At 65.4% G+C, this 21,682-nt stretch carries 16 protein-coding genes, 1 tRNA gene, 1 pseudogene and 1 riboswitch; of the genes and pseudogenes, 9 read left to right on the top strand and 9 right to left on the bottom strand.

Annotation, left to right across the window (positions count from 1 at the left end):
- Nucleotides 1-386 precede the first annotated feature (386 nt).
- From MRBLSP13_RS16455 to MRBLSP13_RS16440, 4 genes are all read left to right on the top strand, one after another.
- Nucleotides 387-1,031 carry a glutathione S-transferase family protein gene (locus MRBLSP13_RS16455; protein WP_363755589.1) on the top strand — a complete coding sequence of 215 codons (645 nt, stop codon included), beginning with the start codon at nucleotides 387-389 and terminating at the stop codon, nucleotides 1,029-1,031.
- 314 nt (nucleotides 1,032-1,345) lie between these two features.
- Nucleotides 1,346-2,866, top strand: a complete 1,521-nt coding sequence (locus MRBLSP13_RS16450; RefSeq protein ID WP_363755587.1) for a fumarate hydratase — start codon at nucleotides 1,346-1,348, stop codon at nucleotides 2,864-2,866.
- A 49-nt stretch (nucleotides 2,867-2,915) separates the two neighbouring features.
- On the top strand, nucleotides 2,916-3,821 hold the full coding sequence (locus MRBLSP13_RS16445) for a DMT family transporter (protein ID WP_363755585.1): 906 nt from the start codon (nucleotides 2,916-2,918) through the stop codon (nucleotides 3,819-3,821).
- A 96-nt stretch (nucleotides 3,822-3,917) separates the two neighbouring features.
- Nucleotides 3,918-5,282 (top strand): methyl-accepting chemotaxis protein, encoded by a 1,365-nt coding sequence (locus tag MRBLSP13_RS16440; protein ID WP_363755721.1) that lies wholly within the window; start codon nucleotides 3,918-3,920, stop codon nucleotides 5,280-5,282.
- 51 nt (nucleotides 5,283-5,333) lie between these two features.
- Here MRBLSP13_RS16440 and ppc read toward each other — a convergent pair whose 3' ends face one another.
- Nucleotides 5,334-8,033, bottom strand: coding sequence for a phosphoenolpyruvate carboxylase (ppc, locus tag MRBLSP13_RS16435; RefSeq protein ID WP_363738687.1), 2,700 nt, complete (start codon nucleotides 8,031-8,033; stop codon nucleotides 5,334-5,336).
- Between the two features lie 139 nt (nucleotides 8,034-8,172).
- Here ppc and MRBLSP13_RS16430 point away from each other — a divergent pair, with 139 nt between their 5' ends.
- A complete protein-coding gene (locus MRBLSP13_RS16430) occupies nucleotides 8,173-9,627 on the top strand; it encodes an ATP-binding protein (RefSeq protein ID WP_363738685.1) in 1,455 nt (484 codons plus the stop codon).
- A complete protein-coding gene (locus MRBLSP13_RS16425) occupies nucleotides 9,624-10,085 on the top strand; it encodes a low molecular weight protein-tyrosine-phosphatase (RefSeq protein WP_363738683.1) in 462 nt (153 codons plus the stop codon). Before MRBLSP13_RS16430 ends, MRBLSP13_RS16425 begins: the two co-directional genes overlap by 4 nt.
- An 11-nt stretch (nucleotides 10,086-10,096) precedes the next feature.
- Here the strand turns inward: MRBLSP13_RS16425 and MRBLSP13_RS16420 are convergent, their stop codons facing one another.
- Genes MRBLSP13_RS16420 through paoA form a run of 4 tightly spaced genes read right to left on the bottom strand, consistent with a single transcriptional unit; the run spans nucleotide 10,097 to nucleotide 15,965 of the window.
- The gene (locus MRBLSP13_RS16420) at nucleotides 10,097-12,097 is read right to left on the bottom strand and encodes a TonB-dependent receptor plug domain-containing protein (RefSeq protein ID WP_363738681.1); all 2,001 of its coding nucleotides are present in this window, start codon (nucleotides 12,095-12,097) and stop codon (nucleotides 10,097-10,099) included.
- Between the two features lie 53 nt (nucleotides 12,098-12,150).
- Nucleotides 12,151-14,364: an aldehyde oxidoreductase molybdenum-binding subunit PaoC gene (gene paoC / locus MRBLSP13_RS16415; protein WP_363755583.1), complete on the bottom strand. Its 2,214-nt coding sequence runs from the start codon at nucleotides 14,362-14,364 to the stop codon at nucleotides 12,151-12,153.
- Nucleotides 14,365-14,367: 3 nt separating this feature from the next.
- On the bottom strand, nucleotides 14,368-15,318 hold the full coding sequence (locus tag MRBLSP13_RS16410) for an FAD binding domain-containing protein (RefSeq protein ID WP_363738676.1): 951 nt from the start codon (nucleotides 15,316-15,318) through the stop codon (nucleotides 14,368-14,370).
- Nucleotides 15,315-15,965: an aldehyde dehydrogenase iron-sulfur subunit PaoA gene (paoA, locus tag MRBLSP13_RS16405; protein ID WP_363738674.1), complete on the bottom strand. Its 651-nt coding sequence runs from the start codon at nucleotides 15,963-15,965 to the stop codon at nucleotides 15,315-15,317. The genes MRBLSP13_RS16410 and paoA overlap by 4 nt, the downstream gene beginning before the upstream one ends.
- A 258-nt stretch (nucleotides 15,966-16,223) precedes the next feature.
- On the opposite strand from paoA, the gene MRBLSP13_RS16400 reads away from it, so the two are divergent.
- Nucleotides 16,224-16,298: transfer RNA gene (locus MRBLSP13_RS16400), tRNA-Gly, on the top strand.
- Between the two features lie 248 nt (nucleotides 16,299-16,546).
- On the opposite strand, the gene thiC is transcribed toward MRBLSP13_RS16400, so the two are convergent.
- Both thiC and MRBLSP13_RS16390 read right to left on the bottom strand, forming a co-directional pair.
- Nucleotides 16,547-18,406, bottom strand: a complete 1,860-nt coding sequence (gene thiC / locus MRBLSP13_RS16395) for a phosphomethylpyrimidine synthase ThiC (RefSeq protein ID WP_363738672.1) — start codon at nucleotides 18,404-18,406, stop codon at nucleotides 16,547-16,549.
- Between the two features lie 11 nt (nucleotides 18,407-18,417).
- Nucleotides 18,418-18,825, bottom strand: coding sequence for a DUF2065 family protein (locus MRBLSP13_RS16390; protein ID WP_363738669.1), 408 nt, complete (start codon nucleotides 18,823-18,825; stop codon nucleotides 18,418-18,420).
- A gap of 55 nt (nucleotides 18,826-18,880) precedes the next feature.
- A riboswitch (TPP riboswitch) is annotated at nucleotides 18,881-18,991 on the bottom strand.
- Nucleotides 18,992-19,074: 83 nt separating this feature from the next.
- On the opposite strand from MRBLSP13_RS16390, the gene MRBLSP13_RS16385 reads away from it, so the two are divergent.
- Nucleotides 19,075-19,371: a hypothetical protein gene (locus MRBLSP13_RS16385; protein WP_363755581.1), complete on the top strand. Its 297-nt coding sequence runs from the start codon at nucleotides 19,075-19,077 to the stop codon at nucleotides 19,369-19,371.
- Nucleotides 19,372-19,723: 352 nt separating this feature from the next.
- Here MRBLSP13_RS16385 and MRBLSP13_RS16380 read toward each other — a convergent pair whose 3' ends face one another.
- Together MRBLSP13_RS16380 and MRBLSP13_RS16375 are read right to left on the bottom strand one after the other, a co-directional pair.
- Complete coding sequence (locus MRBLSP13_RS16380) at nucleotides 19,724-20,248, bottom strand: hypothetical protein (protein ID WP_363737248.1); 525 nt, start codon at nucleotides 20,246-20,248, stop codon at nucleotides 19,724-19,726.
- A 242-nt stretch (nucleotides 20,249-20,490) separates the two neighbouring features.
- Nucleotides 20,491-20,721 (bottom strand): annotated as a pseudogene (locus MRBLSP13_RS16375) (hypothetical protein); the annotation flags it as partial.
- Between the two features lie 65 nt (nucleotides 20,722-20,786).
- Between MRBLSP13_RS16375 and kdsA the strand changes: the two are divergent.
- Nucleotides 20,787-21,614: a 3-deoxy-8-phosphooctulonate synthase gene (gene kdsA, locus MRBLSP13_RS16370; RefSeq protein WP_363755579.1), complete on the top strand. Its 828-nt coding sequence runs from the start codon at nucleotides 20,787-20,789 to the stop codon at nucleotides 21,612-21,614.
- The last annotated feature ends 68 nt before the right edge of the window (nucleotides 21,615-21,682 follow it).

Genomic DNA, 21,682 nt, shown 5'->3' with positions numbered 1-21,682 from the left:
AGCGGATCGCAAGGCAAAAACAGCCTCCCTCCGGGAAGGAGCCCGGCCGGTGCAATCACAATCTGTTGGGTAACCCCCGTTAACCCGATACAAGGGATAGTGCCACAGCTTCATTTCCTTTCAAGGGGGTAAATGACAGTTCGGGGACTCAGCTCATCGACGCCGGGAGTCATCTCGTCGACGGTTCGGCACGTCGCAGCGCAGCGACGCGCCGACTTTCCTCGGCTTTGCAAAAGACAAGAGGGACAATTGGGGGACGAAAATAAATTTGGCTTGCCACGCAATTGCGCGGGCCGGCCGATTCTGCCCATGGCGCTTCATGACGGACGCATGACAGGTTATGGCGGAGGGGGCGGCAAAAGTATTGCGACATGAGAGGAGCCGACATGATTCTCTACTATCACCCCCTCTCCTCCTGCAGCTGGAAGGTGCTGATAGCGCTTTACGAAAACGGCACGGCCTTCGAACCGCGCGCACTCGACGATGCGGCGGCGGCGCAGTCCTGGCTGGCGCTGTGGCCGCTTGGCAAGTTCCCCGTGCTGCGCGACGAGGCGCGGGACAGGACGATCGCCGAAACCAGCATCATCGTCGAATATCTGGGGCAGCATCATCCAGGGCCGTTCCGCCCGATCCCGCAGGAAGGCGATGCGGCGCTGGAGGTGCGGCTGATGGACCGGCTGTTCGACATCTATGTCATGACGCCGATGCAGGCGATCGTCGCGGACAAGATCCGGCCGGAGGGCGTCGCCCATGACACCCACGGCGTCGGGGAAGCGCGGCGGATGCTGGGCAAGGCCTATGCCCTGCTGGAGGACAGGATGGCGGGGCGGCGATGGGCGGCGGGGGACGACTTCACCCTCGCCGACTGCGCGGCGGCGCCTGCGCTCTTCTATGCGGACAGGATCGAGCCCATGCGGGGCGGCTTTCCCCGACTGCGCGCCTATCTGGAACGGCTGGAGGCGCGGGAGAGCTTTGCGCGGGTGCTGCGCGAAAAGGAACCATGGTGGCACATGTTCCCCTTTGCCGATTAGGGATTGCCAGGCGACCGGAAACGATCGCTGGTCAGGAAGTCACGGAAAGCAGGGAATCCAACGCATCGGCGCCGTGAGTCTTCGCCTGCCCAGGCCTTGAGCGGCCGCTCATAGCGCCTGGCGGCCGGCAGTCAGCGCCGGATCGGTCACGACCTCCGCTGCGCCGCAGGCGAAGAGACCGGCATCGGCGCCCCACGCCTTCAGGGCGGCCGCCCGTTCCCTGCCGCTACTGGACTCGGGCGCGATTCCCTACTAGCCGCTCCCCTGCATGGACCCGCCGTGCAGGGCGGGCCTTAGACTAGGGACCAGGGTAGATGACCGTCATCAAGACCGCCGATCTGATCGAGAGCGTTGCCGACGCGCTTCAGTTCATCAGTTACTATCATCCGATGGATTATATCCGCGCGCTGGGCAAAGCCTATGAGGCGGAGGCCAATCCGGCGGCCAAGGACGCCATCGCCCAGATCCTGACCAACAGCCGCATGTGCGCCGAAGGCCATCGCCCGATCTGCCAGGACACCGGCATCGTCAATGTGTTTATCAAATGGGGCATGGACTGCCGCCTGGACGACAATAGCCGATCCATGCAGGACGTGGTCGATGAAGGCGTGCGCCGCGCCTATCTCAATCCTGAAAACCGCCTGCGCGCCTCGATCCTGAAGGATCCCGCCTTCAGCCGCGTCAACACGAAGGACAATACGCCCTGCGTGCTGAACGTCGAGATGGTGCCCGGCGACAAGGTGATCGTCGACGTCGCGGCCAAGGGCGGCGGGTCGGAGAACAAGACCAAGTTCAAGATGATGAACCCCAGCGATTCGATCGTCGACTGGGTACTGGAAATGGTGCCGCAGATGGGCGCGGGCTGGTGCCCGCCCGGCATGCTGGGCATCGGCATCGGCGGCACCGCGGAAAAGGCGGTGGCGTTGGCCAAGGAATCGCTGATGGACCCCATCGACATGGGCGAATTGAAGGCGCGCGGACCACAGAACGAGATCGAGAAGCTGCGCATCGAGATTTTCGACAAGGTCAATGCGCTGGGCATCGGCGCGCAGGGCCTGGGCGGCTTGGCGACCGTGCTGGACGTCAAGATCTACGACTATCCCTGCCATGCGGCGGGCAAGCCGGTGGCGATGATCCCGAACTGCGCGGCCACCCGGCATGCGCATTTCACGCTGGACGGTTCAGGCCCGGCCTATCTGGAAGCGCCGAAGATCAGCGAATGGCCGCAGGTCGACTGGAAACCGAGCAAAGAAGCGATCCGCGTCGATCTGGATAGGCTGACGCCGGAAGTGGTGCAGAGCTGGAAGCATGGCGACCGCCTGCTGCTCAACGGCAAGATGCTGACCGGACGCGACGCGGCGCACAAGCGCATCCAGGACATGTTGAGCCGTGGCGAGGAGCTGCCGGTCGATTTCAAGGGCCGCGTCATCTATTATGTCGGTCCGGTCGATCCGGTGCGCGACGAGGTGGTCGGCCCCGCCGGTCCCACGACCGCGACCCGCATGGACAAGTTCATGGACATGATGCTGGAACAGGGCCTCGCCGCCTGCGTCGGCAAGGCCGAGCGTGGTCCCGCCGCGACGGACTCGATCGCCAGGCACAAGAGCGCCTATCTGATGGCGGTCGGCGGCGCCGCCTATCTGGTCGCCCGCGCGATCAAGGCGGCCAAGGTGGTCGGCTTTGAGGATCTGGGCATGGAGGCGATCTACGAGTTCGAGGTGCAGGACATGCCCGTCACGGTCGCCGTCGACAGCGAAGGCCAGAATGTCCACCGCCTCGCTCCGCTGGTGTGGCAGGAGAAGATCAGGAAGGAAGGCCTTCTCGAAGGGGCATGAGCTTCGCCTTGTCCTCCCCGTCGCAGGACGGGAACGGGGGGAAGGATAGATGATCTGGCTTCCGGCGACATTGCTGGCGGGCGCGATCCAGGCGTGGCGGACCGCAGTGCAGCGTCGCGTGAGCAGGGAGATGTCCGTCAACGCGGCGGGACTGGTGCGCTATCTCTATGGCCTGCCGTTCACGATGCTGCTGCTGGCGGGTCATCGGCTGATCTTTTCCGGTCCCCTCCCCTCGCCCGACCCGTCCTTCCTGCTGTTCTGCCTGGGCGGCGGGCTGGCGCAGATCATCGCGACCAATCTGCTGATCATGGCCTTTGCCCATCGCAATTTCGTCGTCGGCACCGCTTATTCCAAAACGGAGGCGGTGCAGGGGGCCATCCTGTCCTTCCTGCTGATGGGGGAGCGCCTGCCTCCCCTGGCCTGGGTGGGGATAGGCTGCGGCGTGGCGGGCATCATGCTGTTGTCGATCGGAGGTGAAAGACCCGGCTTCATCAGCGCCCTGGGACAGCCGGCGGCCCTGTGCGGGATCGCATCCGGCTTCTTCTTCGCCCTGACCGCGATCGCCATCCGGCGGGCGACGCAGGAGGTGGGGGGCGGCGCGGACGCGGACCCGATCCTGGCCGCGCTGATCGTGCTGGTCGTCACCGTGGCGATGCAGACGATGATGCAGGGCGGCTTCCTGCTGCTGCGCGAACCTGGCGAAATGCGCAAGGTGCTGCGCGGCTGGCGCATTTCCGGACAGGTGGGGCTGTTGTCCGCGCTGGGTTCGGCCTGCTGGTTCACCGGCTTCGCCACGGCGCCGGTCGCGCTGGTGCGGATCGTCGGGCAGGTGGAGGTCGCCTTCACGCTGGGCTTCGGCCATTTCTATCTGGGCGAGCGGATGAAGCGCAGCGAGGCGATGGGACTGATCCTGGTGGCCACCGGCGTCGTGCTGGCGCTGGCGGGCGCGCTGTAACGGCCCGCCGCATCGCTAACGGATATTTTACCAACGTCCGATAGCTCGACCGGCGTGGAAAACCAGGCAAGAAACCGGAATATCGAGCAGGCGGTGATGAAGGTGGCCAGGCTGTCGGGCGACCTGGGCATCCGTACGCTCGACCTGCAGGCAGACATCAGCGAACTGGCGGAGCGCGTCACCAACCAGGCGCGCACCATAGAGGCGATCAGCGGCGCGGCGGCGCAGCTTTCCCGCGACGGCGAAAGCGTGTCGTTGGCAGGGCAGGATGCGCGCGAAAAGGCCGTGGCCGCGCGCAGCATCATCCAGGATTCCGGACGCCAATTGTCGGACGCCAACGGCAATTTCGTCGACCTGATCGAGCGGGTGAGCAGCGTTCATGCCCAGCTGGACGGTTTTCGCGAGGCGCTGAAGACCGTCGCCCATGTCACCAGCGTGATCAGCGGCATTGCCAGCCAGACCAATTTGCTGGCGCTGAACGCCACCATAGAAGCGGCGCGCGCGGGCGACGCCGGGCGCGGCTTTGCCGTGGTGGCGGCGGAGGTCAAGAAACTGGCGCAGGAAACCGCGACCGCCACCCAGACGATCGATCGGTCGATCGGCGCGTTGACCGGCGAGGCGGGCAAGATGCTGGAAGGCATCGTTCACAGCGCGGAAACGGCGCGTACCGCTCTCAACGACACCAAGAATATCGAACTGCTGGTCGAACGGCTCGGCGCGTTGATGCAGGATCTTTCCAGCAACAGCGAGACCGTGGCCGAACGCATCACCTCCATCGTCGCGTCGGCAGGCGAGATTCGCGGCGGGCTGGCGGCGCTGGCAAGCACATCGACCGACAATGCAGGCGGCCTGCAGAGGCTGTCCTCCCGTATCTCGATCGCCAGCGAGGACACCAACCAACTGCTGCAACTAATGGCGGAAAGCGGGGTCGAGATTGCCGACACGCCCTATATCGACTTCTGCCTGGGCGCGGCGCAGGCGGTAAGCGACGCGCTGGAACTGGCCATTGTGGAAGGCCACCTGACGGAAGGCGAACTGTTCAGCGAAACCTATATGCCGATCCCCGAAACGCAGCCGGTGCAATATAACCATCCGGTGCAGCCGGTGCTGATCCCTGCGGCGCGGGCGCAGCAGGAACGGGCGCGCGCCTTTCCGGGGCTGTTCGGCATGACCTTCACCGACCGCAACAGCTTCGGCGCGGTCGCCATGCCGGAACGATCGCATCCGCAGCGGTCGGGCGACGACAATTGGAATTTCGAATATTCGCGCCAGGGGCTGATCTTCGACTTTCCCGACACGCGCGAACAGTGCCGGATCACACAACCCTTCTGCATCAAGGCCTATCGGCGGCTGAACGCGGCGGGCGAGGTCATCTTGCTGAAGCAGGTCATCGCTTCCATCCACGTGCGCGGACGGCATTGGGGGATTTTGCAGATGGCCTACCAGGACCAGGACAGGTGAGATTCCCCGGCTGCGGCATGGGCATGCCCGACTGGAAAACGCTTCAGGACATCAGCCGCTGTTCCTCAGCGCCGTCGCAATCGCGTTGATCGACAATTCTATGCCCTCCTTGATGCGCGGGTCGTCCTCACCGCTGCGGTGGCGCTTCATCAGTTCGACCTGCAGCAGGTTCAGCGGCTCGATATAGGGCAGGCGCAGGCGGATCGACGTGTCCAGCTTGGCATTCTTCTCCAGCAGGCGGGTCTGGCCAGTGGCGGCGAGCAGGCCGTCATGCGCCTTGTCCCAGCCGTCGCGGATGCGGCCGAAAATCTCCACGCCTCGCACCTGATCCTCCACCAGCGGCAGATAATGGGCGGCGATGCCGAGATCGGACTTAGCAAGCACCATTTCCAGATTGGCGAGCGCCGATTGCAGGAACGACCAGTGCTGCGCCATGTCCGCCAGCAGCGCCTTGTCCTCGAAGGCGGCAAGCGCGTGGCCGACGCCGTACCAGCCCGGCAACATCACCCGTGCCTGCGCCCAGCTGAACACCCAGGGAATGGCCCTCAGATCCTCGATCCGCGTACTTTTGGTACGACTGGCGGGGCGGGAGCCGATCTTGAGGCCGGAGATTTCCTGGATAGGGGTCAACTGCCGAAAGAATTCCTTGAAGCCGTCGGTGCCGTAGACAAGGTCGCGATAGGCGGCGAAGGCGGTCTTCGACAGTTCGTCCATGGCCGCGGCAAAGCGGGCCGCGTCACGATCCGACAGGATTTCGGGTTCCAGGCTGGCGAGCAGGGTCGCGCTGGTCATCGCCTCCAAATTGGTCATGGCGACGTCGCGGGTGCCGAATTTGGCGGCGATCACCTCACCCTGTTCGGTGATGCGGATGCGGCCCTGGACCGTGCCCTTGGGCTGCGCCTGGATCGCCGCGAAGGAGGAACCGCCGCCGCGGCCGACCGCGCCGCCGCGGCCGTGGAAAAGCTGCATCGCCGTGCCCGCCTCGGCAAAGACGGGGGCCAATGCCTTGCTAGCCTGGAACAACCCCCAGGTGGAGGTGATGTAGCCGCCATCCTTGTTGCTGTCGGAATAGCCGATCATCACTTCCTGATGACCCCGCGCCCGGACCACGCCGCCTATTTCGGGCAGGCCGAAATAGGCGCCCATGATCTTGGGCGCGGCCTCCAGGTCAGCGATGGTTTCGAACAGGGGAACGGCCATGATCGCCGCCTGCGGCGGGGCACCATCGGTCCCCGCGCGCCAGAGGCCCGCTTCCTTGAGGATGATGTTGACTTCGAGCAGGTCGGAAACGCTCTCCGCCTTGGAGATGATATAGTGGGTGATGCATTGCGGGCCGTAGATGCGGTGCGCCTCCGCCGCGGCCTGCACGATGGCGAGTTCGGACGCGGTCCTTTCCGAATATTCGAAAAAAGGCGTGCCGAGCGGCCGGTTGTTCGCCAGTTCCCGCCGGAGCAGCGCGATGCGGGCATATTCGTCGAGGCTGGCATAATCCGCCTCGACGCCCGCGACCTTCAGCAGTTCGGCCACCACGCCTTCATGAACATCGCTGTTCTGCCGCATGTCGAGCGTGGCAAGGTGGAAGCCGAAGGTTTCCAGTGCCCGGATCAGGCGACCGAGCGCGCCGCCGGTCGCCAGCGCGCCATTGCCCTCGCTCGCCAGGCCCTGCGCCACCGTCACCAGATCGCGGCGCAGGTCCGAAGGGCTGGCATAGGGTTCGCCCTTGAGTGCCGAGGGGCGCGCTGGCGCCTTGCCCACCAGCGACCGGTGCGTTGCGGCCAGGCGGGCATAGATGCCGGAAAGCGCCCGGCGATAGGGTTCGTCCTGACGGCTGGGGGACATGTCGCCGCTGGCGTCGGCCAGGTCGAGCACCGCCTGAGACACATGGGCCAGTTCGGTGGACAGCGACAGTTCCGCGCCCAGCGCGTGGAGCGCGTCCATATAGAAGCCCAGCGCAGCCTCACAGCCCTTGACCAGCGCCAGTCGGAGCTGGGGCGCCTGGACGAACGGATTGCCGTCGCGATCACCGCCGATCCAGTTGCCCACGCGCAGGAAACTCTGGGGACGCGCGCCCAGCACCCGTTCCCACCGGGCATAGAGCGCGGGCAAGACAGGGAGGAACACGTCGCGGAAATAAGCGAGGACATTTTCGATCTCGTCCGCGACGAACAGCTTTTCGCGGCGCAGCGGCCGCGTCTGCCACAATAGCGCGATCTGGCGGAAGATCGCCTCGTCCAGATTCTCGCCCTCATCGGTTTCCGTCCGCCCCGCATCCTTGAGCGCCATCAGGTCGGCGATGCGGTTCTTGTGGTCGATCATGCTCTTGCGCCGCACCTCGGTCGGGTGGGCAGTCAGCACCGGCACGATCAGGGCGTGGGACAGAAGGTCGAGCACGGCTTCGCGTTCTATGCCGTGCGACTCCAGCTTCGCGACCACCGACGCGACGTCGGCCCCCGGTTCGGCGGCAACGCCCTGGCGATCTTCGGCGAGGTTGGCGAGCATCGAGAACAGCATGAAGCCACGCACGAAGCTGAGCGTATCGTCGAGGCTCAGCGCGTCGAGGCCGGTATCGACCACGTCGGCGCCATGCAGGCCGCGCGCCCGGTCGACCGAGGCAGAGCGGATATATTCGGTCTGTTTGTAGATCTTCTCCCCGCCATAGGCGCGGATCACATCGCCCAGCAGACGGCCGAGATAGCGGATGTCGGGATTCTGCGTGATCGCAGGAGCGGAGGAGGATGCAGGAGTCGCCATGGAGGAACGATGCTGCATCGCAACAATGCAATGGTCAAGCGCTTCCCCCGATCCGCAGTGCCCGATCGCGCAACCAGAGCATGCCGGAGGTCGTCGTGCGGGGTTGCGCAAGGGCCACCGGCTGGGCCAAAGGACATGCGTGACCGCCAGCATCAGCATAGGAACCGACAGCAACGGCAACGCCGTTCTGGTCGATGTCGAGGAATTGCTTGCCACCCGGCTGCTCGTCCAGGGCAATTCGGGATCGGGCAAGTCGCATCTGCTGCGCCGGTTGCTGGAGGAAAGCGCCGCGTTGGTTCAGCAGGTGGTGATCGATCCGGAAGGCGATTTCGTCACGCTGGCGGATGAATATGGCCATGTGGTGATCGACGCGGGCGACTATAATGAGCGCGAGATCGTCAAGATGGCGATGCGCATCCGCGAACACCGCGCATCCGTGGTGCTGAGCCTCGAATCGCTGGAACTGGAGGCGCAGATGAAATGCGCCGCATCCTTCCTGTCGACGCTGTTCGATGCGCCCCGCGACCATTGGTATCCGGCGCTGGTCGTGGTGGACGAGGCGCAGATGTTCGCGCCCGTCGCGGCAGGGGACGTGTCGGATGAGGCGCGCCGCCTCAGCCTGGCGGCGATGACGAACCTGATGTGCCGGGGACGCAAGCGCGGCCTTGCCGGGGTGATCGCGACGCAGCGGCTGGCGAAGCTCGCAAAGAATGTCGCGGCCGAGGCGTCGAATTTCCTGATGGGGCGCACATTCCTGGACATCGATATGGCGCGGGCGGCGGACCTGTTGGGCATGGAGCGGCGGCAGGCGGAGCAGATCCGCGATCTGGAGCGCGGGCGCTTCCTGGCTTTGGGGCCGGCCATCTGCCGGCGGCCGGTGGCGGTGAAGATCGGATCGGTCAAGACCAGCACCCGTGGCGGCACGCACAAGCTGATGCCGCCGCCGGTCGCGGCGACGGAGGATTTGCAGGAATTGCTGTTCGCGGGCGCGGGCGAGGAAGAGGTCATGCCCCCGCCGCCGCCGCGTGCCGAACCACCGCCCCTGCCCGCCGAGGAACTGATGCGCGCCCTCGCCGCCGCGCCGTCGGCCAAGCCGGCCGCGCCCGAGCTGGATTTCGGACAGAATGAGCCGATCGTGATCGCCGTGCTGGAGGAGATCGTCGCCGATCTGGGGGAAGCGCAGCCGAGCGTATCGACGCTCTACCAGGATTTCGGCGTCCGGTGCCGGATGAAGGGATTGCGCCAGCCGCCGCTCGACCTGCCGGCCTTTCGCAAACGCTTCGCCATGGCGCAGGCCGGGATGTTCGACGCCGGTGATCCGCGCTGGACCGATGCGATGAAGGCGGCGGAAGCCTTGCCGGAGGACATGCTCGCGCCCTTCCTCCTCATCGCGCGCGCGGCGATGCAGGGACTGCCCTGCCCCGACGATGTGGCGTTGGCGCGCGCCTATGGCACCAGTTCGCCGGGGCGCGTGCGGCGGCTGATCGACTATATGGAGAAGCTGGGCGTGATCGTGGCGCGCACCGATTTCGGCGGACGGCGGTCGATCGGCGTGCCACATCTCGGGCTCAGCACGGCAGCGGCGGAAGGATGAGCGCTTCGGTCCTGTTCGTGTGCCTGGGGAATATCTGCCGCTCGCCGCTGGCGGAGGCGGCGCTTCGGGCGGAGGCGCAGCGGGCCGGCCTTCCGCTGACGGTGGATTCGGCCGGGACCGGCGACTGGCATGTCGGATCGCCGCCCGACCGGCGGGCGCAGGCCGTGGCGCTGCAACATGGGATCGACATTTCCGGCTATCGCGGGCGGCAGGTGACGGCGGCGGATTTCCGGCGGTTCGATCATGTCTTCGCGCTGGACGCGGAGAACCTTCGCAACCTCAGGCGGATTCGGCCGTCAGACGGGACGGCGGAACTGCGGCTGCTGATGGACATGGTGCCAGGACGCGAGGGGAGCGGCGTGACCGATCCCTATTTCGGCGACGATGCGGGCTTCGACGTGACCTGGGATGATGTCACGCGGGCCGCGCGGGCGATTGTGGAGCGGTTGCGACCCTGAACTGTTGCACCTCAGCTTGCGAAGCGGAACCCGATCCACAGGGTCCGCGGCGTGCCGAGGTCGATGGATCCCGCAGCATTGCGGGTGACCACCTCCTCATCGAAGAGATTCTCGCCGCGCGCGACCAGGGTCACGCCATGGCCCAGCGGGAGGCGCGCCACCGCGTCGACGGTCAGCGCATGGGGCAACACGTCCTTCTGGAGGTCATCCTCATATTGCTTGCTGACATAACGGAGCGTGGCGGAGAGCGCAGGTCCCTCCTTCGGCTCCCACGCCAGCGTGGCGCTCGCCGCATGGCGGGGGCTTTGCGCCGGTGTCAGGCCGTCAAAGCCCATGCCCGGCGCATGCACCATGCTGTGGCTGTAGGCGTAGGATGCCGAAAGCAGGAAATCGCTCACGCGGCCGATGGCGGTCAGTTCGACGCCCTTGGCGGTGATATGGTCGACATTCTGCCGCTCCCGCGTGTTGGCGACATTGATGAGGGTGACATTGGCGATGGCGTCGTCCAGCCGGTTGATGAATCCGGTGACGGAAAGGGTGAGGCCCTGAACGGGGGTGACGTCGACACCCGCCTCTGCGCCCTTCAGCTTTTCAGGCGTCAGCGCGGCATTGGCACGGGTCGTGATCGGGAAGACCACGAACGGCCGGTAGAGTTCGTTGAGTGTCGGCAGGCGGAAACCGCTATAGGCCGCGCCACGCAGGGCGACCGCATCGCTGATCCGGTAGAGCGCGCCAGCCCTTCCGGAAAACTGCCAATCGGAGCGGTCGGCAAAGCTGTTGTTCGCCGCGCCGGCGCCAGTGGCGCGATAGAAACCGTTGCTGATCGTCCAGCGATCCGCCCGCGCGCCCCCGGTCAGGACCAGGCGGCCCAGCGTCCAGTCATCCTCGGCGAAGACGCCGGTGGTCATCTGCTCGCCGCCCGCGTGACGGCGGGAGGTCACGGGGTTGGCCGCGATATTGGCGTTATAGGCGTCCTCGAACATATCGCCGGTGGCGAAGCGGGTATCCGCGCCGACGCGCAGCACATGGTCGGGGCCGACTGGCGGGCGCAGCTCGATCTTGCCGCCGATGCCGGTCGAAGGCGTGTTCCGCTGGTCCAGCGACTTGCGGAAGGTGGACGCCGAAATCACGATGTTGGAGAAGTTGCGCGCCTGGATATAGGCGAGCGCATCAACCTGCCACGCGCCGCGGGAGATGAAGCGGATGCTGGCGTCCTGCCCTTCGCTCATGCTGTCGGCGCCCTTGAAGCGCAACGTCCGTTCGTCGTGGAAGATGGTGCCGCGAAACTGGATTTCCGACGTCGCGGAAAGCGGCGCGACAGCGCGCAAATTGGTCGACCATCCGTCATAGGCGGCGGGCGCGGTGGCGGCGACGCGCTGGTCCTTCGGCGTGGTCTGGAAGCCGTCGCCCCGGTCCCAGCGACCCGACAGCGAGACATAGCCGCCGCCCAGGTCGGGCGTCAGGCTGGCGGTCAGTTCGGTCGCGTCCTTGCTGCCGTAGAAGGCGCTCGCGGCCAAGGTCGGAAGCTGGTCACGGGTGGCGCTGGCGAGTTCGATGGTCCCGGCGACCGCGCCCGCGCCGAAGGCCCCTATGCCACCGCCGCGCGTGACCCGCACCACCGACAGGCGGTCCGGCACCAGCGCGCTGAACGGAATATAGCCGAAAAAGGGATCCGCCATCGGCACGCCATCGAGCAGCACCAATGTCCGGCTGGAGGCATTGCCGCCCAGGGCGCGCAGCGTCGCCCCCTGCGCCGAGGGATTGGCCGAGCGGCTGTCGGAGCGGCGGAACTGCTGGAACCCCGCCACGTCGCCCAGCACGCTTTCGATCCGCCCGGAGGCGCTGTTGGTCAGGCGGTCCCGGTCGATGATCACCGATCCATAGGCGGGCGTGCCCGGCGGCAGGGACAGCCCCTCTCCCGTCACGACGATACGGTCGGGATCAGGAGCCTCCCCCGCCGTCGCGATCGTCGGAATTACGGCCAGAACCAGCGACAGCGTAAGATATTTCATGGGCGCCCCTTTCCTCTCTTTGGGACAGGGACTAGGGGCGCCGCGTGGGAAGTTCAAGCGACCCTATTTCCGGTTGACGCCGCGAGAATCCTGTCAATCGTCAGTGGATAGTCGCGCAGGCGAACCCCCGTGGCATTGTAGATCGCATTGGCGACCGCGGCCCCTGCCCCGCAAATGCCCAGCTCTCCGACACCCTTGGCCTTCATCGGGGAACTCTTGTCGTCCAGTTCCTCGACGAACAGCACATCCTGATGCGGGATGTCTGCATGCACGGGCACCAGATATTCGCCCATGTCATGGTTGACGAAAAAGCCGAACCGCGTGTCGACGCTGAGCTCCTCCATGAGGGCGGCGCCCACGCCCATGGTCATCGCGCCGATCACCTGGCTGCGCGCCGATTTGGGGTTGAGGATACGCCCGGCGGCAAAGGCCCCGCCCATGCGGCGGATGCGCACCTCGGCCGTGTCGATGTCGACGCCCACTTCGCAGAAATGCGCTCCGAACGTCGCCTGCGCATAGCGCTTTGTAAGGTCGCCATAATCCATGCTGTCCTCGGCCCAGAGGCCCTGGCCTCCCGCCAGCGTTCCAAGCGGCTGGGACTGGTTGCCCAGCCGCACCAGACCATCCTCGAACAGCGCCTTTTCCGCGGGAAAGCCCGCCTTTTCCGCCAGCATGGCGCGCAGAGCCATGGCGGCGGCATAGACGCCCGCCGTGGCGCTGTTGGCGCCCCATTGCCCGCCCGACCCGGCCGAGGCGGGAAAGCGGCTGTCGCCCAGCCGCACCGTCACGGACTCCAGCGGCACGCCCATCATTTCCGCCGCCGTCTGGCCGATGATGGTGTAGCTGCCGGTGCCGATGTCGGTCATGTCGGTTTCGACCGTCACATGCCCCTTAGCATCGACGCCGATGCGCGCGCCCGACTTGACCACCAGATTGTTGCGGAAAGCGGAGGCGACACCCATGCCGACCAGCCAGCGGCCGTCGCGCACCTGCGCCGGCTTGGGTTTGCGGCGGTTCCAGCCGAAACGGGCAGCCCCCTCACGCAGGCATTCGACCAGTTTCCGGCTGGAAAAGGGACGCTGCGGCCCAGCTTCGGGATCATATTGCACATCGTTTCGGATGCGCAGTTCCACCGGATCGACACCGCAGGCTTCCGCCAGTTCGTCCATCGCGACCTCCAGCGCCAGAAGGCCGACGGCCTCGCCCGGCGCCCGCATGGCATTGCCCTCCGGCAGGTCGAGCGTGGCCAGGTGATGCGCCGTCATCCGGTTGGCGCCGCGATAGAGCAGGCGCGTCTGCTGCGCAGCCATTTCCGGCTCGCCGCCCGGCAGGTCGCCCGACCACACCTCATGGGCGATGGCGTCGATCACCCCCTGCCGGTCGGCGCCGATGCGGATGCGCTGGATGGTGGCGGGCCGATGGGTGGTGTTGTTGGGGATTTGCGGCCGCGCGATCGCCACCTTGACCGGCCGCCCGACCAGGCGCGCGCCCAGCGACGCCAGCAATGCATCGGCGCGCAGAAACAGCTTCGCACCGAAGCCGCCACCGATATAGGGCGAGACAAGGCGGATATTCTCCTTGGGAATCTTCAGCGTCTTTGCCAGATCTCCCACGCTCCACGCGATCATCTGGTTCGATGTCCAGAGCGTCAGCCGGTCGCCGTTCCAGGCGGCGATCGTCGCATGCGGCTCCATCATCGCGTGACTCTGGTCGGGCGTGGTGTAGTGCTGGTCGATCTTCACCGCCGCCTTGGCAAAGCCGGCCTCGAAATCGCCCGTCCTGGTATCGGAAGTTCCGTCGCCGTCCTGCGGGGCTGAGCCCTTGTCCCGTTCCACCGCCAGATCGAAACGCCCCTGTTCCGGCGCATAGTCGATGCGGACGAGCCGCGCGGCGTCGCGCGCATTTTCCAGCGTGTCGGCGATCACCAGCGCCACCGCCTGTTCATAATGTTCGATCTGCGGACCGCCGAGCAGATGGGCCGTGTTATGATTGCCCTTGCCAAGCGGTCCGGCATTCTGGTGCGTGACGATGCCCAGCACCCCGGGCGCGGCTTCGGCAGCGCGCAGGTCCATGGCGCTGATCCGCCCCTTGGCGATGGCCGATCCGACCATCCAGCCATAGGCGGCATTGGGCGCGGCATCATGCCGCTCATAGGCATAGGGTGCGGTTCCGGTGACCTTGGCGGCGCCATCAATGCGGTCATGGGGAATGCCGATGACGCGGCCCCGGTCGATCGGGTTGGTGGTGGCGGGCGTGTCGAACTTCATGGCTCAGGCCCCCTTCTGACGGTAGATCGAAGCAAGCGTGCGGGCGGTCAGTTGCTGCTTGAACGCATTATGCGCCGTGGGACGCGCGCCGGTGAGCGCGGCCTCCGCCACGGCCGCCGCGCCGGATGGAGCCGCCGCATCGGCGGCATCGGTGCGCCAGGGCCTGGCCCCTATGCCGCCGAAGGCGAAGCGCGCCTGCCCGTCCTTCGCGAACACCGCCGCGACGGAGACCAGCGCGAAGGCATAGGAGGCCCGGTCGCGCACCTTCCGATAGACATGGGTGCCGCCCAGGGGCGTGGGCAGCGTGACGGACGTGATGAGTTCGCCGGGTTTCAACGCATTTTCGATATGCGGCGTTTCGCCGGGCAGCAGGTGGAAATCGGCGATCGGGATGGACCGGCGGCTGCCGTCGGCCCCCACGGCGTCGACCTGCGCGTCAAGCAGGCGAAGCGCCACCGCCATGTCGGAAGGGTGCTGGGCGATGCAGGCATCGCTGGTCCCCAATATGGCGAGGCTGCGGCTCATCCCCTTGAGCGCGCCGCAGCCGCTGCCCGGAACACGCTTGTTGCAGGGCATGCGCGTGTCATAGAAATAGGGGCAGCGAGTGCGCTGGAGCAGATTTCCGCCCGTCGTCGCCTTGTTGCGCAGCTGCCCCGAAGCGCCCGCCAGCAGGGCCCGGCTCAATACCGCATAATCGCGCCGGACGACCTTGTCTGCGGCCAGATCGGTATTGCGGACCATCGCCCCGATCCTGAGGCCGCCTTCCGCCGTCGGCTCGATACGATCAAGGCCGAGATGGTTGACGTCGATCAGATGGGTGGGCGTCTCGATCTGAAGCTTCATCAGGTCGAGCAGATTGGTGCCGCCCGCGATGAAGCGCGCGCCCTGGGTGGCGGCAGCGGTGCTTGCCGCCTCCTCGACGCTGGCGGCGCGGCTGTAGGTGAAGGGCCTCATGCCTTGTCCTTCCCCGTTCCTTGGCCGGCGACTTCGCTGATCGCCGCGACGATATTGGGATAGGCGGCGCAGCGGCAGATATTGCCGCTCATCCGCTCGCGCACTTCGCTCTCGGAAAAGGCCACCCGGTCCAACTCCTCGGTAACATGGCTGGGTATGCCAGCCTCGATCTCCGCCAGCACAGCCACCGCGGAACAGATCTGGCCGGGCGTGCAATAGCCGCATTGATAGCCGTCATGGGTGATGAAGGCGCGCTGCATGGGGTGAAGCTTCTCCGGCGTGCCGAGACCCTCGATAGTGGTCACATGGTCGCCCTCATGCATCACGGCCAAGGTGAGGCAGCTGTTGATCCGCCGCCCCTCCACGATCACGGTGCAGGCGCCGCACTGTCCGTGGTCGCAGCCCTTTTTCGTGCCGGTCAGGTGCAGATGTTCGCGCAGCGCGTCGAGCAGGGTCGTGCGGGGATCGAGTTGCAGATGCACCTCGCGGCCGTTCACGGTCAGTCCTACTGCGCTCATGCGGGCTTGCTCCTTCTGGCTTTGCGGGCGGCCGGACGCTGCGGCCTGCGCCTCGCCCAGCACGGGGATGGCAGCGGCCGCCGCCGCGCTGCCCTGAAGCAGGCCACGGCGGGTCAATGGTTCTGGCATGCGTGCTCCTCCTCCGGCGCTCCGCCTCCAGGGCGAAGAGCGATCATATCCGTCGTTGCTCAATGATTTAACGGGCAAAATGGTAGCATAGGTTGGATCACCGCCAGGCCGCAAGCCGGATAAAGTCGTGAGGGCGTGGGGGCAAATCGGGCCTGAGCGGAAAAAAATGACTTTATGCAGATTCTCCCTTGCCGAGGTGGGAAGCCGCTGCTAGTTGCCCCCCACCCGCCGAGAGGGACACTTCCTCCGGCCGCCAGAGCGGGCGTAGCTCAGGGGTAGAGCACAACCTTGCCAAGGTTGGGGTCGAGGGTTCGAATCCCTTCGCCCGCTCCAGATTTCCTGCCTTTTTGAGGGCAGCGCAGCCCGAATTTAGCCGAAAATCGAAAAACGCGCGCCAGTCGATCACCTTTGATTGGCCGGGTGCGCTGTCAACACCTTGGCTGTGCTGGCGGGCTCGGCCGGGACAAGTCCGGCTTTACGCGCCCTGTTGCGGCACGGCCTCTGCCGGAGCGCCAGTCAGGAGAGGACCGCCCCCGACCAGCGTCCCGGTCAATCACGCCTGGCCAGAGGCAGCCGCGCGCTCAGTCATGCTCGCGGCCGCCGGCACCCATATAGAGTTCGCCGCCGGTTTCGCGGAAGACCTGGCTCATTTCCTTCATGCCCTTTTCCGCATCCTCGGCCGCGATGAAGCTGTCTGCCGGCTGGTTCTGCTTCGCCGCGAAATCCCGGACTTCCTGCGTGATCTTCATCGAGCAGAATTTGGGGCCGCACATGGAGCAGAAATGGGCGGTCTTGGCGCCTTCCGCCGGGAGCGTCTGGTCGTGATATTTCTCGGCCGTGTCGGGATCGAGCGACAGGTTGAACTGGTCGCGCCAGCGGAACTCGAAGCGGGCGCGGCTCAAGGCATCGTCGCGGACCTTGGCGGCGGGGTGGCCCTTGGCCAGATCGGCGGCGTGGGCGGCGAGCTTGTAGGTGACGACACCGACCTTCACGTCGTCGCGGTCGGGCAGGCCCAGATGCTCCTTGGGCGTGACGTAGCAGAGCATCGCCGTGCCGTACCAGCCGATCATCGCCGCGCCGATGCCCGATGTGATATGGTCATAGCCCGGTGCGATGTCGGTGGTGAGCGGCCCCAATGTGTAGAAGGGCGCCTCGCCGCAGGCCTCAAGCTGCTTGTCCATATTCTGCTTGATCTTGTGCATGGGCACATGGCCCGGCCCTTCGATCATCACCTGCACATCCTGTTCCCAGGCGCGCTTGGTCAGTTCGCCCAGCGTGTAGAGTTCGGCGAACTGCGCTTCGTCATTGGCGTCCGCGATCGATCCGGGGCGCAGGCCGTCGCCAAGGCTGTAGGCGATGTCATAGGCCTTCATGATCTCGGTGATCTCGTCGAAATGCTCGTAGAGGAAGCTTTCCTTGTGATGGGCGAGGCACCATTTCGCCATGATCGACCCACCGCGCGAGACGATGCCGGTGACGCGCTTCGCCGTCATCGGGATATAGGGCAGGCGCACGCCCGCATGGATGGTGAAATAGTCGACGCCCTGCTCGGCCTGCTCGATCAGCGTGTCGCGGAAGATTTCCCAGGTCAGTTCCTCGGCAATACCACCGACCTTTTCCAGTGCCTGGTAGATCGGCACGGTGCCGATCGGCACGGGCGAGTTGCGCATGATCCATTCGCGCGTGTCATGGATGTTGCGGCCGGTGGAGAGGTCCATGACCGTGTCGGCGCCCCAGCGGATCGACCAGACCAGCTTGTCGACTTCGCTCGCCACGTCGGAGGCGACGGCGCTGTTGCCGATATTGGCGTTGATCTTCACCAGGAAGTTGCGGCCGATCGCCATCGGCTCCGATTCCGGGTGGTTGATGTTGCTGGGGATGATGGCGCGGCCGCGGGCGACTTCATCGCGGACGAACTCCGGCGTCACATAGTCGGGGATCGACGCCCCCCAATCCTGTCCGTCGCGGACATATTCGGCGAGGCGGGCGCGGCCCAGATTCTCGCGCTCGGCGACATATTCCATCTCCGGCGTGATGATGCCGCGGCGGGCATAGTGCATCTGGGAAACGTTCATGCCGGGCTTGGCGCGCAGCGGACGCTTGACCGTGTTGGGGAAGGGCTGAACGCCACCGCTGCGGTCCGGACCCTTCAGACCATTATCCTCAGGCAGGATGGCGCGAGCGTCATATTCCTCGACATCACCCCGGCCGATGATCCAGTCGCGGCGCAGTTGCGGCAGGCCCGCCATGATGTCGATCCGGGCATCGGGATCGGTATAGGGGCCGGAGGTGTCGTAGACGCGGACGGGCGGCTCCCCGCTGCCGGGTTCCAGGTCGATCTCCCGCATGGCGACCTTCAGGGGGCCGACATGAATCTTGCGCGATCCGCGAATGGGTCCGGTGGTAACGCGCATTTCGGTGCGAGCTGGGACGTCGGCCATATGCTTTCCTTTCAGGCGATGACGGTGGCGCGGCCGGTAAGGCCGGCGAGGAAGAGGAGAATGCCCAGGACGATGCTGGCGATCGCCCAGGCTCGTGTGGAATTGAGCGACCAGCGGCCGATCTTCAGCAGCGGGTCGGGAATGGCGAGCAGCAGCGCCCCTTCGATCAGCGCGACATAGCCAATGGCCGAAACGACGATCGAGAGCGGATCGCGCCAGATGCTGTGGATAAGGACGAGCGCCGCGCCGACCGCGAAAACCGGAAAGGCGAGCGCCATCACCAGTCCCGGCGAGCGTTCCAGATCGTCCATCATCTGCCGCCAGCGTTGCGGCGCGACGAGGCCGCCTATGCCGATGACGATCATGTAGAGGCCGATGGCTTCGGCCAGACGCAGGGTCAGGACGGAAATGCTGTCCATGGCTTGCCGTCCTCTTCTTCGCATCGGGGCGGAGGGCGGGCGCGGGTTGCTGCAAGCGAACAAGCCGTTCCCTCCCTACGCCGGTCTTATCCGGATCAGGTTCAGCGGGTCGCGGCCACGTCAGCCGCCTCTCAACCGCCTGTGGACGGTCCCCCGGGGATAGCCCGCATGTAGCCCAAGCGGAGAGCGAACGAAAGCCCCGTTCTGACGCTGGACAGCAGGTCGCCTTTTCCGCTTTAGTGGTCCGCGATGAAGCATCCCGATCTGTCGACCAAGGAAGGGCGCAAGGCGCACCGGCACGAGATGCGCATGATCGCGGTCAGGCCGCGCCGCTGGGGATTATGGTTGCTGACGGCTGGTTTCCTGCTGGTACTGGCGCCATCCGCGTTGAACATGCACAGCCTGTTCGGGCTTTGGCCGCCGATGCTGGGCGCGATCTGCATCATCCTGGGCGTGCCGCTGCTGGTGGCAAGCGTGCTGTTGAAGCGGCGCTATCTGCGGCAGCGCGTGGCCGGGCAGGCGATGGTGGGGCGGATAAAAGGCTGAGATTTCCGCGGTTTTCCGTCGAAGTTCACACCATATGCGCGCGCGTGCCTGGGCGCGCGTAGGCCGGGTGACAATGTGTCGGACGTTTCAAAGAGGGCTGCGGCTTAGGCCGGGCCGGGCGGAATAGGACAGGCTGAATCTGCCGCCGGTTCGAGGAAATAGGATGGTTTTTCAGGAGCCTGTTACCTTTGGGACACAGGGGATGCCGATGATGGCGGGATATCTCCGTCCTGGTGGATTTTGAGGCTGTCCGGTTTGTCGGTGGGCCGAGATAGCTGCGGTCTGCATTTGCGTATTGGCATGCTTCGACTTCATGAAAGCCGCCGGTCTGCGGGCGACCAGAAATTGCCGTTCAATGGCGCAAGAGCCATGCCCGAAAGCGGTCCATAAGCGTCGGCTTTTGCAGCAAGCGAACAGCATCAGGTTCGGGGATGCCAAGCAGATAGGCAATCTCAGCAAATGAGATGTCGGGCTTTTCTCGACGTAAGTCTTCGGCTGTCCATACCAATCCCGGCGAACGACGGTCGAGAAATGTCCACGGTGTGCTCATGGTTCGGCCGATCCTTAAAACCTGCTCGTAGGTCATGAACTCGTCGGGCCACTGCCCATTTTCCACGGCGGCTTGCCGCACGGACGGCGTGATGCGGCGCAGATAGTGATTGTCGTAAATGCGCTCGTCGGATGCGATCATCCAATCCTGCGAACACTGGTGGCAGTTTGAGATATAGAGCCACCATTGATCGCCTCCATGCTCGACCAGCCGCTCAAAGGACGCAAACACGCGTTCATCCAAACCATCGGAACCCATCGGGACCACGGCAAGATCAGTCAGCGATCCACAATAGCAATCAGTGTCAGTTGAGGCTTCATCGGTCATGCTAGCGACATACTGTCGTTGCGGAACGGCAGCTATAGCGTTTTCAACTTCCAGAGCCGACAGTCCACTCACCACCCTTTCCGCAAACGCTGTCGTGCTCCTGCGCAGGCAGGAGCCCAGTTCTGACAGGTGGACTGGGTTCCTGCCTGCGCAGGAACACGTTGCATCCCTTCAACGGGTCCCCTTTCCACCCATCCGTCACACCCCAACAGCGTCGAACATCAGCTTCATGCCCGTCCTTGGCCGGATCGTCGGGCGGCTGATCGGTTCGGCTCCGCCTGCTCGCGATACATCTGGTGGTAAAAGCGCGCACCGCGCGGATCGAAACCGGCGAGGTGGAAGACTTTACGCTTGAACTTTTCCCTGGCCCCTGTCCACATCGGGCCATGACGACAGCCGAACGCGATTACTGCTATTTCCTGGACCATCGCAGATACAGCCGAAACGCCGGCTGGTTCTGCTGGAATTATCATCCCGGCAAGGGGCTGTGGCGCGGCCGGCTCTTGCGTCGTTTCGTCAAAGCGCCGAAGTGAGCGCCATGATGACAGCCAAGCATGTTTCGATCGGGCCGGTTTCCGTCGGCAACGACCTGCCCTTCGTCCTGATTTCCGGTCCCTGCCAGATCGAGAGCCGCGATCACGCGATGATGATGGCGGAACGGCTGTCGGGCATCGCCGCGCAGAAGGGCGTGCCGTTCATCTTCAAATCCTCCTTCGACAAGGCGAACCGGACATCCGTGTCGGGGCAGCGTGGCGTCGGGATCGATGCGGGGCTGGCGATCCTGGCGGAGGTGAAGGCGGCTTTCGGCTGCCCCGTGCTGACCGATGTGCATGAGGCCGGACAGGTGGAGGCGGCGGCGCAGGCTGTGGACATACTCCAGATCCCCGCCTTTCTGTGCCGCCAGACCGATCTGCTGCTGGCGGCCGGGCGGACCGGCGCCGTCGTCAATGTGAAGAAGGGGCAGTTCCTTGCGCCCTGGGACATGGCGGCCGTGGCGCAGAAGGTCGCCTCGACCGGGAACGAACGGATCCTGCTGACCGAGCGGGGAGCGAGCTTTGGCTATAACACGCTGGTCAGCGACATGCGCGCGTTGCCGGTCATGGCGCAGACGGGCTATCCGGTGGTGTTCGACGCGACCCATTCGGTGCAGCAGCCGGGCGGGCTGGGTTCGGCATCGGGCGGGCAGCGGGAATTTGCGCCGGTGCTGGCGCGCAGCGCCGTGGCGGCGGGGGTCGCCGCGATCTTTGCCGAGGCGCATGATGACCCGGACCATGCCCCTTCGGACGGGCCGGTGATGCTGCCGATCGAGTGGGTCGGGTCGATGCTGGAGACGCTGAAGGCGATCGACGGCGCAGTGAAGGGCTGAGCCTGGCGCGATGTGCTTCTGCGGAGGCAGGAGATCAATTCAGGCCGTCCGATAATCCACGGAGGGCG

It is taken from the genome of Sphingobium sp. LSP13-1-1.1 (genome assembly GCF_040676415.1).
Taxonomy (GTDB): domain Bacteria; phylum Pseudomonadota; class Alphaproteobacteria; order Sphingomonadales; family Sphingomonadaceae; genus Sphingobium.
This window is presented reverse-complemented; position numbering and strand designations above follow the sequence as displayed.